The 15,117-nt window shown below is 32.9% G+C and carries 12 protein-coding genes; 7 read left to right on the top strand and 5 right to left on the bottom strand.

What is annotated here, in order from left to right:
• Positions 1-7: 7 nt before the first annotated feature.
• Entirely contained in the window at positions 8-688 is a 681-nt protein-coding gene (locus B3578_RS01880; protein ID WP_291046748.1) for a response regulator transcription factor, read from the bottom strand.
• 148 nt (positions 689-836) lie between these two features.
• On the opposite strand from B3578_RS01880, the gene B3578_RS01875 reads away from it, so the two are divergent.
• From B3578_RS01875 to B3578_RS01855, 5 genes are all read left to right on the top strand, one after another.
• Entirely contained in the window at positions 837-3,644 is a 2,808-nt protein-coding gene (locus tag B3578_RS01875) for a TonB-dependent receptor domain-containing protein (RefSeq protein WP_291046747.1), read from the top strand.
• A gap of 35 nt (positions 3,645-3,679) precedes the next feature.
• Positions 3,680-4,846: a hypothetical protein gene (locus B3578_RS01870; RefSeq protein WP_291046745.1), complete on the top strand. Its 1,167-nt coding sequence runs from the start codon at positions 3,680-3,682 to the stop codon at positions 4,844-4,846.
• Between the two features lie 193 nt (positions 4,847-5,039).
• Positions 5,040-5,366: an iron-sulfur cluster assembly protein gene (locus B3578_RS01865; RefSeq protein ID WP_291046743.1), complete on the top strand. Its 327-nt coding sequence runs from the start codon at positions 5,040-5,042 to the stop codon at positions 5,364-5,366.
• Between the two features lie 58 nt (positions 5,367-5,424).
• Positions 5,425-6,396, top strand: coding sequence for an SPFH domain-containing protein (locus B3578_RS01860; RefSeq protein ID WP_291046741.1), 972 nt, complete (start codon positions 5,425-5,427; stop codon positions 6,394-6,396).
• A gap of 103 nt (positions 6,397-6,499) precedes the next feature.
• Positions 6,500-7,561 (top strand): alpha/beta fold hydrolase, encoded by a 1,062-nt coding sequence (locus B3578_RS01855; RefSeq protein ID WP_286495033.1) that lies wholly within the window; start codon positions 6,500-6,502, stop codon positions 7,559-7,561.
• A 132-nt stretch (positions 7,562-7,693) separates the two neighbouring features.
• Here B3578_RS01855 and metG read toward each other — a convergent pair whose 3' ends face one another.
• Positions 7,694-9,730: a methionine--tRNA ligase gene (metG, locus tag B3578_RS01850; protein WP_286495032.1), complete on the bottom strand. Its 2,037-nt coding sequence runs from the start codon at positions 9,728-9,730 to the stop codon at positions 7,694-7,696.
• 94 nt (positions 9,731-9,824) lie between these two features.
• Here metG and B3578_RS01845 point away from each other — a divergent pair, with 94 nt between their 5' ends.
• Together B3578_RS01845 and B3578_RS01840 are read left to right on the top strand one after the other, a co-directional pair.
• Positions 9,825-10,349: a GNAT family N-acetyltransferase gene (locus B3578_RS01845; RefSeq protein ID WP_291046737.1), complete on the top strand. Its 525-nt coding sequence runs from the start codon at positions 9,825-9,827 to the stop codon at positions 10,347-10,349.
• Between the two features lie 12 nt (positions 10,350-10,361).
• A complete protein-coding gene (locus tag B3578_RS01840; protein ID WP_291046735.1) occupies positions 10,362-10,583 on the top strand; it encodes a hypothetical protein in 222 nt (73 codons plus the stop codon).
• Positions 10,584-10,637: 54 nt separating this feature from the next.
• Here the strand turns inward: B3578_RS01840 and B3578_RS01835 are convergent, their stop codons facing one another.
• From B3578_RS01835 to B3578_RS01825, 3 genes are read right to left on the bottom strand one after another with little or no spacing between them, the layout of a single operon-like run.
• A complete protein-coding gene (locus tag B3578_RS01835) occupies positions 10,638-12,974 on the bottom strand; it encodes a transglycosylase domain-containing protein (RefSeq protein ID WP_291046733.1) in 2,337 nt (778 codons plus the stop codon).
• A gap of 6 nt (positions 12,975-12,980) precedes the next feature.
• A complete protein-coding gene (locus B3578_RS01830; RefSeq protein ID WP_221854739.1) occupies positions 12,981-13,442 on the bottom strand; it encodes a gliding motility lipoprotein GldH in 462 nt (153 codons plus the stop codon).
• Positions 13,426-15,099 (bottom strand): PSP1 domain-containing protein, encoded by a 1,674-nt coding sequence (locus B3578_RS01825; protein ID WP_221854738.1) that lies wholly within the window; start codon positions 15,097-15,099, stop codon positions 13,426-13,428. Before B3578_RS01825 ends, B3578_RS01830 begins: the two co-directional genes overlap by 17 nt.
• Positions 15,100-15,117: the final 18 nt, after the last annotated feature.

Here is a 15,117-nt window from a genome sequence, read left to right as displayed (position 1 = left end):
CGAGCTTTTAGTCATTTATTTTGTATCCAATTCCTTTGATTGTAGAGAAACGATCGTTCCCAAATTTTTCGCGTAATTTGCGCATATGTACGTCAATTGTACGTCCGCCAACTACAACTTCATTTCCCCAAACTTTCTCCAAAATTTCTTCACGTTTGAAAACACGTTCTGGATTTGAAGCTAATAAAGCAATCAATTCAAATTCTTTTCGAGGTAACAAAAAGTCTTGTCCTTGGTAATTTACTTTATAGGTTTCGCGGTTAATCTCGAAATTATTCAATTTGATGAATTCGTCTTTTGCCGCTTCGTTAGGTTGTTTTAATTTCAATAAAGCATTTAGTTTACTAATTAAAACTTTTGGTTTGATAGGCTTTAAGATGTAATCATTTGCACCAGCATCATAGCCAGCTAATTGAGAAAAGTCTTCAGCTCGAGCAGAAAGAAAAACAACTAAAGTATCCTTGAAAGAATCTAACTTTCTTAATTCGGCACACATTTCCATTCCATCCATTTGCGGCATCATAACATCTAGTAGAATTAAATCTGGACGAAAAATTTTAGCTTGTTTCAAACCTTCTAGTCCGTTTTGAGCTGTTTCTACTTCAAAACCTTCTTTTTTTAAGTTGTAACCAATAAATTCTAAGATATCTGGTTCGTCGTCAACTAATAAAATTTTAATGTTCTTCATAATTGTTTGTAATAACTAAATAAAATTAGTCGATGTAAAATTAAGCTTAAATTTTAGGAGAAATTAGGTAAAAACATTTCTTAACATTCATTTAAAGTTACGATAATTTCATAACAATTACCTAACAAAACCTTTACAATTTCTAAAAATGTTTTTCATTGGATTGAAGCAACTTTGCCATCAAACAAACACGAATTATACAATCGCAATGAAACGCAATTTAACTTTACTTTTATTATTAGGTTCGGCAGCACTTTTTGCACAGACTAATATTAAATTAGAAGGAACTTTATTTGATCAAAAAACAAACCAACCACTTTCTGAAAAAACTTTTGTGGTTGAAGGGTTAAATATTCAAGCAAAAACAGACGATAAAGGTCACTACGAAATTTCTGTTCCAGATGATACATATCAATTAGATATTAGAGTAGACGGTTATCAATCTGTTTCTCAAAATTTATCAGATTCGAATACATTAAACATGTATTTGAAACCAGAAGATTTTAAAGATGGTAAAATTGATTTATCTACAGCTGTTGTAACAGGTAGAAAAGATAAATCTGGAGAAGCTTCTTTACTTAATATACAGAAAAAATCTGTAAAAATGGTAGAGAATATTGGTGCAGCAGAATTGGATCGTAAAGGTGTAAGTGATGCGGCTTCGGCAGTTGCGAAAATGGCTGGTGTTACAAAACAAGAAGGTACAGGAGATGTTTTTGTACGTGGATTGGGAGATCGTTATAACTATACTTCGTTGAATGGTTTACCAGTTCCGTCAGAAAATCCTAGTAACAAGAATATTAAATTGGATTTATTTCCAACAGACGTTATTGATTACATTTCGTTGAGCAAAACATTCAATGTAAGAATGATGGCTGATTTTGGAGGAGCAAATATCGATATTGCATCAAAATTATACGAAGGAAATGGTTTATTAGAAATTGGAACAGGATTAAATTTAAATTCTAATGCGATTACCAATAAAAACTTCAATTTGCAAGATGGACCAAATTGGTTTGGTTTTCAAAAAACAAAAATTCCAGCAAACGCAACAACTGGATATCATTTTACAAATAGTTTCAATCCACAATCTAAATCTGCTGTAGCAGGAGGTTTCAATATAAAAGGAGGAAAAAGTTACAAGTTTGAAAATGGAGCAAAATTCGGATTCTTTGCAACAGCTGCTTTTGATAACTCAGCTCAAAGTATCGAGAAAGGTTTAGCACGTTCTGTTGATGCTCAAGGAAATAATTTGAAAGGTTTCAACGATTATACAAAAGATAGTTATAATACGAATACAACAGGAATGGTTAATTTGTATTATGATTTTAATCCAAATAATAGATTAAGAGCAAATAGTATTTTTATTAATAACACTTCTCAAAGTTTACAAGAATACAAAGGATTTATTAGAGATTTAGCGGAAGATAATAATGGATTTATTCGTCGTGGAACTTATGAAAGAAACCAAGTTTTTGTCAATCAATTATTAGGAGATCACAGATTAGATGATAAATCTGAGTTTCATTGGGGCGTTTCTTACAATACAGTGAAACAAGATATGCCAGACCGTTTACAAAATACCATGCGTTTGGATAAGCAATCTGGACAATATGTGTTAGCTTCTCAAGATGCTTCGTTAAGTAACCGTTATTATCAAAATCTTAATGAGAACGAGGTTTCTGCGAACTTGGAATATAATCGCGTTTTTGGTGGAGATTTGAAAGACTATAAAGCTAAAATTTCTATTGGATATCAAGGTAGACACAAAGAAAGAGATTTTGAAGGGAATCAATTTAACTTCAAAATTTTGAGAAGTGGAATTCAAGTTGACCCAAATAATTTAGATGCTTTCTTCAATCAATCAAATTATGGTTCAGGGTTCGAAATTACAACATTTGATATCAAATCTGACGGAAGCTATAGATCGCAAGTTTACAGTGGACAAAAAGATATTCAAGTTGGTTTTGCTGAGGTAGAATACAATTTTACAGATCGATTAACAGCAGTTTTGGGAGTTCGTGCTGAATATCTTAAACAAAGTATTGATTGGTACACAGCTTTATCACAAGGTAAAAACTCTTTCGATCAATTCGAATTATTACCAAGTTTGATGTTACGTTATAAATTAACAGATAATCAAAATTTACGCTTCGCTACATCTAAAACATATACACTTCCTCAATTCAAGGAAACAGCTATGTTTGTTTATGAAGATGTAACAGAAACTTTCCGTGGGAATCCAATGTTATATCCATCGACAAATTACAATGCAGACATTAAATGGGAATGGTTCCCAAAAAGTGGAGAAGTAATCTCTTTGGGAGGTTTCGGAAAATATATTCAAGACCCAATCAATACAACAACAATTGCTTCATCATCTAATGATATTTCTTATGCAAATACAGGTGATTGGGGATATGCAGTTGGTGCAGAATTAGAGGTTAGAAAAGCAATTTTAGATAATAAAACATCTAATCCAGAACAATTAACAGTTGGGTTTAATGGTGCTTATATGTATTCTAATCAAGAATTAAACAATGAAAAAGTATACAAAGAAACATTGTTTAATGGACAACGAATCAATACCAACTTTACAAATGCAGAAGATGCATTTACAGGAGCTTCTAAATTTATTACTAATGCAGATTTATCTTATTCTAAGAAATGGGCAAGTGGGGGAAGCGTAATGGCAACTGTGGCTTACAACTATTTCTCTGATCGTATTTATGCGCTTGGAACTGAAACAAGAGGAAATCAAGTAGATAAAGGATTTAGCACATTAGATTTCATTTTACGTTCAAAATTGAATAAAAATATCGGAATCAATTTTTCTGCTAAAAACTTATTAAATCCTACAATAGACCGTGTACAAGAGAATTTGAATGGAGATGTAAAAACATTAAGTTATAAAAAAGGAATGAACTTCGGTTTATCTGTTAACTATCAATTTTAAAACAAAATAAAACAAACACAATAAAACATTTAATTATGAAAAAATCAATTTTAAAACTATTTTTAGTAGGAGCATTTTCTACATTAGCCTTAACAAGCTGTAGTAATAACGATGATAATGGAGATATTAATACAAATCCTTCTGGGTTTGTTGCGAATCCTGCTGATTTTAAAGGTGAATTAAAAAGTGGAGATAAAATTACTTTAGATCCATCAAAAGTATATTATTTAACAGGGAAAATTCAGGTTAACGACGGTGCTGAATTAACAATTCCTGCTGGTACACAAATTGTTGCAAACGGAGGTACATCTTCTTACATTGCAGTAGCACAAGGTGGTAAAATATTTTCTAACGGAACTTCTGCTAAACCAGTTGTATTTACATCAGACAAAAAAGCACCAGGTTCTTGGGGTGGAGTAGTTTTATGTGGTAAAGCACCAATTAACAAAGCAAAAACAGCTACTGCTGAGGTTTCTGAATTAACATATGGTGGTGATGTTGCAAATGATAATTCTGGTACAATCACATATACTCGTATCGAATATGCAGGAGCAATTTATAATTCTGAAAAAGAGTTTAATGGACTTTCTTTATTTGGTGTAGGTAACGGAACTAAAATAGAATATGTACAAATGTATGCAGGTTCTGATGATGGAATCGAATTCTTTGGAGGAACTGTTAATACAAAATATATTGTATCAAATGAAAATGAAGATGATCAATTTGACTGGACAGAAGGTTGGGTTGGTACAAACGAATATTGGTACGGAAAAGAAGGCCGTAGTAAAGGAAATAGAGGTATAGAGGCTGATAACAATTCAAGTAATCATACTTTAACTCCAATTGCAAATCCTACAATTAGATATGCTACTTTAATCGGTTTAGGTAAAGATTATGTAGGAGAAGGAGAAAACCAAGCAATGAAATTACGTGTTGGTACAAAAGGAAAATTTGAGAATTTTGTTTTAGCAAACTGGGCTAAAGGTATCGATATCGAGCATGATGCTACAATTTCTTGGATTCCGAATGACTTATTCTTGAAAAACGTTCAATTCATTAACGTTGGAGTAGAAGCAACAGGTAAATCTTCTGCAGGTACTGCTGTTGATGTATCAAAAGCTTATGCAAAAGCAGATAATACTGGAGCTGGAAATGGTGTAGATACACCAACTTGGGCAAAAGGATGGACAGTAGGTTTATAATTAAAACTATATAATGATTAAACTTTTCTTATAAAAAAGTTCTTCGTGTTTGTAAATCGCTTTTTTGGGTTCTCCAAAGAAGCGATTTTCTTCTATTATAACTATTTTATTTTAAGTCATTAAAAATAGTTATTTAGAAAAATTCCACGTAAGATAAAGTATTTGTACATTTGTACCATTAAGAATTGAAACAATGGCATTAACAGAAGAACAATTAGATTCGATTGGAGAAAAATTGGTTGAAAAATTCAAGACCGTTTTTGATCCAGAGATTCCAGTAGATATATACGAGTTAGGATTAGTTTATGATGCGCAAGTAAATGCAGATGGTGAAGTAAAAGTTACCATGACTCTTACATCTCCAAACTGTCCAGTTGCAGAAAGTTTACCATTAGAGGTAGAACAACGCGTAGAAGAGATAGAATATGTAACGAAATGTTACGTAGAGATTACGTTCGATCCACCTTGGGATAGAGATATGATGAGCGAAGAAGCAAAATTCGAATTAGGAATGTTATAACTTAACATTCCTAATTTTTTTTGTATCTTAATCCAACAAATTCAAAACACTAAAACTTATGGGATATTTAGGCGTGATCGTTTTTCTTGGAATTATTTTCCTTTTTTTATTCGTCTTTACAGTAAAACAACAAACGGCGGTTGTAATCGAGCGTTTCGGAAAATTTAATAGCATTCGTAATCCAGGATTACAATTCAAAATTCCGATTGTGGATAGAGTTGCAGGAAAAATGTCATTAAAAATTCAGCAATTAGACGTTGTTGTCGAAACTAAAACAAAAGATGATGTATTTGTTCGATTGAAAGTTTCTGTTCAATATCAAGTCATCAAAACTCAAGTTTATGATGCATTTTACAAATTAGATAATCCTTATACACAAATAACTTCTTTCGTTTTTGACGTTGTTCGAGCTGAAGTTCCAAAACTTCGTTTAGATGATGTTTTCGAGAAGAAAGATGATATTGCGGTTGCTGTAAAAAGTGAATTGCAAGAAGCAATGAATTCATATGGTTACGAAATTGTCAAAACATTGGTAACCGATATCGATCCAGATGAGCAAGTAAAGCATGCGATGAATCGTATTAATGCTGCCGAACGAGAAAAATTAGCTGCACAATATGAAGGTGATGCAGCTCGTATTTTGATTGTTGAGAAAGCAAGAGCCGAAGCAGAGTCAAAACGTTTGCAAGGACAAGGTATTGCAGATCAGCGTCGCGAAATTGCAAAAGGTTTATTGGAATCTGTAGATGTTTTGAATGGAGCAGGAATTACGTCGCAAGAAGCTTCTGCGTTAATTGTGGTGACGCAACATTATGATACCTTGCAAGCAATTGGAGAAAAATCTGGAAGCAAATTAGTTTTGTTACCAAATTCACCAACTGCCGCCTCGGAAATGCTGAATACAATGGTTACTTCCTTTACAGCTGCACATGAACTGAATGAGCATCAAATAACAAAAGAAGATAATCCAACTCAACGAAAAAATAAACCAAATACAGGAGATTCGTTTACTTTTCCAGAACATCCTTAGAAGATCATTATATCAAGTATTTTCTTAATATTATATGAAAGTCAAATCCACTAAAAAAAGAAACTTAAATAAGTGTTATTTTTTGTTTTTGGTAACCGTTTTAATGACTTTTTCGTTATATGGACAATCTAATAAAACAATTAATCAGGATTCTATCAATCAATCAAAATTATATGATGAGTTTAGAATTGATTTTGATAAATATGAAAAACAATATGGTCATTATATTCAGACAGATAATGTGAAAATGCATTATTTAGAGTGGGGAAATCCTAAAAATCCTACTCTTATTTGGATTCATGGAACTTATAGTAATAGTTATGAACTTTATGAAATTATTGATAATCTTGTCAAAATGAATTTGCATGTCATTGCAATAGATTATTATGGACATGGTTTTACTGAGATTCCTAAAAAAGATGTAAGTATCTATCATGTTGTTGATGATATAAAATTCTTGATGGATAAAAAGAGTATTAAACAAGCTATTATTGGTGGTTGGTCGAGAGGAGGTACAATAAGTTCTGCATTTTATGATGCATATCCAAAATCTGTACAAGCATTGATTTTAGAAGATGGTGGCTCAGTTGCTTGGGATTTTAATGAAAAAGTGGCTAATATTGTCAAGAGTATTGAAGAGGCAAATCAGTATTATGCAAATAAAAAATCATTGATTTTCGATTCAGAATTTGACGCTTATTGGTACATTTATAATAATTGGGGAGTAAGAGGAAAACAAGATGAAAAACTTAAAAAAGAAATTTTCATTTTGTATGCAAGAATTAAAAAGAATAATCAAAACAAATTTGAAATAAATCCAGGTGCTGAAGAGCTTACAGGAGAAAATTCTGCTGAAGAAAACATTTCAATTATTTATACTCCTTTTACTTCAAAAACAGCTTTTGGAGCTTCAACACATCAATTAAATCCTAAAATTATTTACAGAAATTTAGATAAACCTATGTTAATTTTTGATCCGATAAATGATCAAGATTGGTTTGATTTTAAAGCTGAAAATGAAAAACTAACCAATGAACATAAAGCTTATATTACGCACAAAGTTTATGAAAAAACATGGCATGGAGTAAAAGATGAAAGACCGAAAGACGTTTTAAATGATATAAAGTCTTTTTTACAATCTAATAAAATAATTAAGAAAAACTAAATATCGTAATGGCAATTAACGATTTAAATCATCAATATGTTATTGCAACTGAATTTAAACTAAAATAAAAATAAAAGCCACTTCGATGAAGTGGCTTTCTAATATCTCAATACTTATATCTAAAATCTAAGTCTATCCAACTTGAACGCCGTTTGGCGTTTCTTCTTCAGGATTTACAAATGTTAATTTTCCGTCTACTTTATCAGCGAATAATAACATTCCGTTCGATTCGATTCCACGAATTTTACGAGGCGCTAAATTTGCTAAAACCATTGCTTGTTTACCAATGATTTCTTCTAATGTAAAATGTTCTGCAATACCAGAAACAATTGTACGAACATCCATTCCTGTATCAACTTTTAGTTCGAATAATTTGTCTGCTTTTTCAACTTTTTTCGCTTCTAAAATAGTTCCGATACGGATATCCATTTTTTGGAAATCATCAAAAGAAATCAATTCTTTTTGAGGTTCTGCATTTGGATTTGTCATATTATTTTTGACTTTACTTTCGTTTAATTTATTGATTTGTGCTTCGATTGCTTCGTCCTCAATTTTTGCAAAAATTAATTCAGACTGTCCCAATTGATGTCCAGCTTTTACAAATTCGTCAGTTGATTCTAAATCGTCCCAACTCATTTTTTCTACATTCATCATAGCCAAAATTTTCTCAGAAGCGAATGGAATAAATGGTTCTCCCAATTGTCCTAATGCAGCAGCAATTTGCGTTGCAGTGTACATAATTCCTTTCACAGCTTCAGGATCATCACCTTTTTTCCAAGGTTCTTGCGCTTGTAAAAATTGATTTCCAAGACGAGCCAAATTCATATATTCTGTCAATGCAGCACGGAATTCATATTTCTCTAAATGATCACCAATGCGTTTTGCAAAATATTTGATTTCAGTTAATTCTTCAAATTCAATTGTTTTTGCAGGAACAATTCCTTCGTAATATTTGTGAGAAAGAACCATTACGCGGTTGATAAAGTTTCCTAAAATTCCAACTAATTCAGAATTATTTTTAGTTTGGAAATCTTTCCACGTAAAGTTATTGTCTTTATTTTCAGGCATATTCGCCGTTAACACATAACGTAATGTATCTTGTTGATTTGGAAAATCTTCTAAATATTCGTGTGCCCAAACTGCCCAATTACGAGAAGTTGATATTTTATCATCTTCTAAATTCAAGAATTCGTTTGCAGGAACATTGTCTGGCATAATGTAATCGCCATGCGCTTTCATCATAGTTGGGAAAATGATACAGTGGAAAACGATATTGTCCTTTCCGATGAAATGAACCAATTTTGTTTCTTCATTTTGCCAATAATCTTTCCAATTTTTACCGTTTTTCTCTGCCCATTCTTGCGTGAAAGAAATGTAACCAATCGGTGCATCGAACCAAACATACATTACTTTTCCTTCAGCACCTTCTACTGGAACAGGAATTCCCCAGTTCAAATCGCGTGTCATTGCACGAGGTTTCAAACCATCGTCTAACCAAGATTTTACTTGACCATAAACACTCGATTTCCAATCATTTTTGTGACCTTCTAAAATCCATTTTGATAAGAAATCTTGGTACTGATCTAATGGCAAATACCAGTTTTTAGTTTCTTTTCTGATTGGTGTATTTCCAGATAAAGCAGAACGAGGGTTAATCAATTCTTCTGGACTTAATGTTGATCCACATTTTTCACATTGGTCTCCATAAGCATCTGTGTTTCCACATTTCGGACATTCACCACGAATGTATCGATCTGCTAAAAATTCGTGCGCATCTTCGTCATAAAATTGTTCCGTAACATCTTCTGTAAACTTGTTGTTGTTATATAACGTTTTGAAGAAATCTTGTGCAACTTCTCTGTGTTTATCTGATGTTGTACGAGAATAAATATCGAATGTCACACCAAAATTTGTCAATGTATTTTTGATATTTTCGTGGTAACGATCAACAATGTCTTGAGGTGTAACGCCTTCTTTTTTGGCACGAATTGTAATTGGAATACCATGTTCATCAGAACCTCCAATAAATGCTACATCTTTTCCTTTTCTTCGTAAAAAACGTGCATAAATATCAGAAGGAACGTAAACACCTGCCATGTGACCAATATGCAATGGTCCGTTAGCATAAGGTAAAGCCGCTGTAATTGTATATCTTTTTGGTTGACTCATTTGCTTAAAAACTATAAACGACAAAGATACGATTTGTTGTTTGTTTTGTTAAAACCTTTTTCTAATTTTATAAGGTTAATTAATTTATGATGGAATGAATATTAGAAAAGAGGAGAAGAGAGATTATGAACAAGTTTTTAAATTGATTGAAAAGGCATTTGAAAATGAAGAATATAGTGATCATCGTGAACAATTTTTAGTAGAGCGATTACGAGATTCTGATGGTTTTGTACCTGAATTGTCTTTGGTATTTGAAATGAATGAGATGATTGTTGGTTATATTTTATTGACAAAAATTAAAATTAATCATTCGGATTCTTCTTACGATTCTTTAGCACTTGCTCCTGTAGCGGTTTTACCTAATTATCAAGGAAATGGAATTGGTGGTCATTTAATAGCATTTGCTCATAATAAAGCGAAAGAATTAGGTTTTGAATCTGTTATTTTATTAGGTCATCCAACTTATTATCCTAAATTTGGTTACAGAAAAGCATCTGATTTTGATATTCAGTTACCTTTTGATGTTCCAGATGAGAACTGCATGGCAATTGAGTTGATTGAAGAAGCTCTAAAAAATGTGAATGGAATGGTAGAATATCCGAAAGAATTCTATCAATAAAAAATATTTCCTATGGAAGAAAACGCTGTTGTAACGCCAGATGAGGTGGTAACTGATACAATTACGAACTTATTTACGTATGTTAATTATTTTTTAGTTGCAGCGCTTGTTGTGTTGTTAACCTATATGACGATTCGAGACTATAAGAAAAAACAACGCGAAAAGAAATTGGCACAAGAGCGTGAAGCGTACAACAATCAGTTTGATAACGAAGACGAAAAAGAGGAATTATAACTAATAAAAATAGCCACTCAATTTTGAGTGGCTATTTTGTTTATATCAATTTAATTATTGACCTTCTTCATCAGGAATTTCATAGTTTTCGCCTACGCTTTCACTACCACTTCCTTCGATAATTGGACCTGGATCATACATTTCATCATATTGATGGAATCCGTATGTATTCGAACAATCCCAATGTTTTTCAATGTCTTTAGGTTTGTCAAATTTATCTCCAACTGTTACCCCAAATTTACCTCCTTCTTTGTAAACGCCTTGCATATAATAAGCCCAAATTGGCATAGCTGTATTGGCTCCTTGCCCTGTGGCTGTACTCGCAAAGTGAGCAAATCGGTCTTCTGCACCAACCCAAACTCCAGTAACTAAATTTGGTGTTAATCCCATAAACCAACCATCAGAGTTTTCGTTTGTTGTACCTGTTTTACCAGCAATTTCGGCAGTCATTCCGTAGCGATTTCTTAATCTCGCACCAGAACCTCTGTCTATAACACCTTTCATCAAATCAATCATAGTGTACGCTACGTTTTCATTAACAACTTCTCGTGTTTGAGGTGTATAATCTTTGATAACTTTTCCTTGTTTATCTTCTATTCTTAAGATTAATTGGGGTTTAATGTAAATACCACCATTAGCAAAAGCACTCATCGCACCAACCATTTCATATAAAGATAAGTCAGCAGAACCTAATGCAATTGTAGGATCTTTTACGATAGGAGATTCAACTCCAAGGTCCCGAGCCATTTGAATTACAGGTTCTTCACCTGTTTGCATAATCAAACGGGCAGCGACAATATTTGTTGAATAAGCTAATGCAGTTCTTAAATCTTGAGATCCACCATATTTACCGTTAGCATTTCGAGGAGACCATTTTCCTGGTATTCTCTCATTAGAAACGGTATGACAAGGTGTTAATCCTAATTGGTTAATAGCTGTTGCATAAACAAACGGTTTGAACGTAGAACCTACTTGACGACGTGCTTGTTTTACGTGGTCAAATTTGAAATAATTCCAATCGATTCCTCCAACCCAAGCTTTGATTGTTCCATCTTTTGGATCCATTGACATCAAACCAGCTTGTAAAATATGTTTGTGATATTCGATTGAATCCATCAATGTTTTCCCTTTTTTGTACTGAATTCCGTTCCATGTAAAGAACTGAACAGAGTCGCGAGGTGTATTGAAAACAGTTTCAATTTCAGCTTCAGATTTTCCTTCGGCTTTCATCTTTTTGTATAAATCTGTACGAGCCATTGCTTGCTTAAAGATTTGTGTTCTTTTTGCAGCAGAAATATTATAAAATGGTGCTAAACTACGTCCACGTTGCTCTCCAAAGAATTGATCTTGTAAAACTTTTAATTGTTTTTTAACCGCTTCTTCAGCTAAATTTTGCATTCTTGAGTCTAACGTTACATAGATTTTTAAACCATCTTTTTCAAGGTTATAAGATTTTCCTGTTTCTTTCTCATAATCAACCATCCATTGTTGAATTTCCTTTCTCAAAGCAGATTTGAAATATGCTGAATGTGATTCATCATGTTTCATAATATCTTGTTTATCTGTAACCAAAGGCGCATTTTGCGCGGCTTCTCCTTCAGCTTGAGAAATTTTGTTGTATTTCATCATTTGCTTTAAGACAAGATTTCTTTGCTTTTTAGAAACTTCAGGATATTTTACAGGATTATACGCAACAGGATTTTGAAACATCGAAACCAATGTTGCAGCTTCATCTAAATTTAATTCTTTCGTTGTTTTGTTGAAATAAACTTTAGAAGCAGATTCAATTCCTTTTGCATTATAAATAAAGTCGAACTTATTGAAATACATTGCAATAATTTCTTCTTTTGTGTACAATTTTTCTAACTGAACAGAAGTTACCCATTCTTTTAATTTCTGTAAAACACGTTTTACTTTATTAGAAGAAGGATCTTTTGTGTACAATTGTTTTGCTAACTGCTGTGTAATTGTAGAACCACCTCCAGATTCTCCTCCAGAAGTAATTGCACGAGCTGCTGCTTTTATGTCTACACCTGAGTGATCAAAGAAACGAACGTCCTCTTTTGCTAACAATGCGTCAACTAAATGTGGAGGTAAATCTTTGTAATCGACTGGTGTTCTGCGTTCTGCTTCGAAACGATCTAACAAAACACCATCAGAAGAAATAATTTCTGATGAAACATAAATATCAGGATTTTCTAAATCGCGTACATTGGGAATTTCACCTAACCATCCGTTAGATGTAGCCCAAAAGATTCCGAAAATTCCTAATACGGCACAAAAAAACAGTACCCAAATGGTAACGATTATTTTTTTGGCTAATGAAAAGCTATTGAACTTCTTTTTTGCTTTAGAAGTTGTGCTTGTTTTAGAATTTTTATTGTTTTCCATTCTGTATTATTCAGCTTTATCAACAATCAAACTAATGTCTTCGATTCCTTTCAAATTTTTTGTTCGCATACCTTGCCAAACTTTTAGTTGATAGCGACCAGAGTCTTTTATTGGTAAATTTTCGCGATAAACCAACATCATTTCTTTTGTTGTCATTCCTTTACCAATCCAGCTTCCATCGGGATTTGCAATATAATACTGTAAAGTATCAATCATTTCATTTCCTTTAGGATCGATGAATTTCGTGAACAAATATAAGTTACTATATTCATACGACGTATTATTTCTTAACACAAATCCAATGTTAACAGCCGAAGGTTTAGGATCTTTTACATCAAACGTAAAGGTTTGAGGTTGATTATTCTTCCATTCGTCTTTCACATCTTTTGTGTCTTGATAATAATGTTTAGCCTCGCAACTAAACAATAAAAAGACTAAAATAAAAAGCAAACTACTGTTGCGTATCATCTGGTTTTGGCCCACGATTAAATCTTTTTTTATTTCGATTCTTCGATTTATTTGGATTCGGTTGAGAATTATTTGCTTGATTCTCGTCCTTAGTTTTCGGTTTTTGCTCAGCATTTTGATTATTTTGCTGAGGTTGTTTTTTTGGTTGTTGAGTTGACTGATTAGCCTGATTTGTTTGATTATTTTGTTGGCTATTATTGCTCGGATTATTCGGTTTTCGCTTTTGTTGATTGCGATTGCGATTATTTCCTTGCGGCTTTTGCTGATCAGTATTTGGTTGAGCTTGTTGCTCTTTCGCTTGAGTTGGCTGTTGCTTCTCTTTTGGCTGATTTTGTTGTTGCTGATTCTGATTAGGATTCGAATTTTTGTTCGGTCTATTTTGATTATTCTTTTTAGACTGATTTGGATTCTTTCCTTGTTTATTTTCAGGACGATTTGCTTTATCTTTCGTCTCGTTAGGCTGTTTTTGTTTTGCCTTCTGAGGTTTCAGATTATTAGCATTCGCCGCAACTTTTTCGTTTCCAGAATTTTGATTATTCTTAATTCTTTTACGTTTTTTGTTCTGTTTTTCTTTACGTTCAAAACGTTCTAAAGAATCTTCACCAATTACATCTGTAAAATCTGGTTTCGATTCTTCTACATTTTTAGCTAAATCCTCTAAAGGTTCAGTTTTTTGACCTTTTGCAGTGATTGCTAAAAACTCTTGAATATCGTCTACCGAAAATTTGTACCAAACAATTCCGCCTTTGTCATAAGCAAACCACATTTCTTTCTTGAAAACGTCGATTTTAACACAATGTGCCCAACCTTTTTCAGTCTCGAAACGGCTTTCCATTGATGGAAAACTATTTAATGCATCTAAATATGAATCCAATTCAAAATTTAAACAACATTTTAATTTACCACATTGTCCAGCTAACTTTTGCGAGTTAATTGACAATTGTTGATAACGTGCTGCAGCAGTGCTCACAGAGCGGAAATCTGTTAACCAAGTAGAACAACATAATTCGCGTCCACAAGATCCAATTCCACCAACTTTTGCTGCTTCTTGACGATATCCGATTTGTTTCATTTCAATTCTTACGCCAAATTTCCCAGCGTATTCTTTGATTAGTTGTCTGAAATCTACACGTCCTTCTGCTGTATAATAAAATGTAACTTTCGCTCCATCTCCTTGGTACTCAACATCACAAATTTTCATTTCCAAATTAAGGTTTTTCGCCATAATTCGAGAATCAACCATTGTTTGTTTTTCTCTATCACGAAACTCTACCCAAGTTTCTATATCTTTTTGGTTCGCTTTGCGATAAACCTTCTTGACATCTTCCGCAGTCCACGAAAGATTCTTTTTTTTCATCTGGATTCTAACAAGCTCACCCGTAAGTGTAACAACCCCAATATCATGACCAGGTGTTCCTTCAACAGCGATTACATCGCCAATATTTAGAGATATGTTGTTTTCGTTTTTATAATAAAACTTTCGATCGTTTTTGAAACGAACTTCCACAAAATTGAACTTTTCTTGTCCATTTGGAAGTTGCATATTCGATAACCAATCAAAAACTGATAATTTTCCACAACCATCAGTGCCACAAGCACCATTATTGTTACATCCTTTCGGAAGGCCATTAGAAGTTCCACAAGATCCACATCCCATGCTTCTATAATTTTTTTA

Source organism: Empedobacter sp. UBA1574 (genome assembly GCF_002322895.1).
GTDB classification, from domain to species: Bacteria; Bacteroidota; Bacteroidia; order Flavobacteriales; family Weeksellaceae; genus Empedobacter; species Empedobacter falsenii_B.
The sequence above is the reverse complement of the archived record's forward strand: the minus strand, read 5'-3'. Positions and strand labels throughout refer to the sequence as shown.

What these genes read in the sequence shown, in the direction of transcription:
- B3578_RS01880 (WP_291046748.1), bottom strand. Translation starts at nt 688, where the DNA reads ATGAAGAACATTAAAATTTTATTAGTTGACGACGAACCAGATATCTTA.
- B3578_RS01875 (WP_291046747.1), top strand. Translation starts at nt 837, where the DNA reads ATGTTTTTCATTGGATTGAAGCAACTTTGCCATCAAACAAACACGAAT.
- B3578_RS01870 (WP_291046745.1), top strand. Translation starts at nt 3,680, where the DNA reads ATGAAAAAATCAATTTTAAAACTATTTTTAGTAGGAGCATTTTCTACA.
- B3578_RS01865 (WP_291046743.1), top strand. Translation starts at nt 5,040, where the DNA reads ATGGCATTAACAGAAGAACAATTAGATTCGATTGGAGAAAAATTGGTT.
- B3578_RS01860 (WP_291046741.1), top strand. Translation starts at nt 5,425, where the DNA reads ATGGGATATTTAGGCGTGATCGTTTTTCTTGGAATTATTTTCCTTTTT.
- B3578_RS01855 (WP_286495033.1), top strand. Translation starts at nt 6,500, where the DNA reads ATGACTTTTTCGTTATATGGACAATCTAATAAAACAATTAATCAGGAT.
- metG (WP_286495032.1), bottom strand. Translation starts at nt 9,730, where the DNA reads ATGAGTCAACCAAAAAGATATACAATTACAGCGGCTTTACCTTATGCT.
- B3578_RS01845 (WP_291046737.1), top strand. Translation starts at nt 9,825, where the DNA reads ATGAATATTAGAAAAGAGGAGAAGAGAGATTATGAACAAGTTTTTAAA.
- B3578_RS01840 (WP_291046735.1), top strand. Translation starts at nt 10,362, where the DNA reads ATGGAAGAAAACGCTGTTGTAACGCCAGATGAGGTGGTAACTGATACA.
- B3578_RS01835 (WP_291046733.1), bottom strand. Translation starts at nt 12,974, where the DNA reads ATGGAAAACAATAAAAATTCTAAAACAAGCACAACTTCTAAAGCAAAA.
- B3578_RS01830 (WP_221854739.1), bottom strand. Translation starts at nt 13,442, where the DNA reads ATGATACGCAACAGTAGTTTGCTTTTTATTTTAGTCTTTTTATTGTTT.
- B3578_RS01825 (WP_221854738.1), bottom strand. Translation starts at nt 15,099, where the DNA reads ATGGGATGTGGATCTTGTGGAACTTCTAATGGCCTTCCGAAAGGATGT.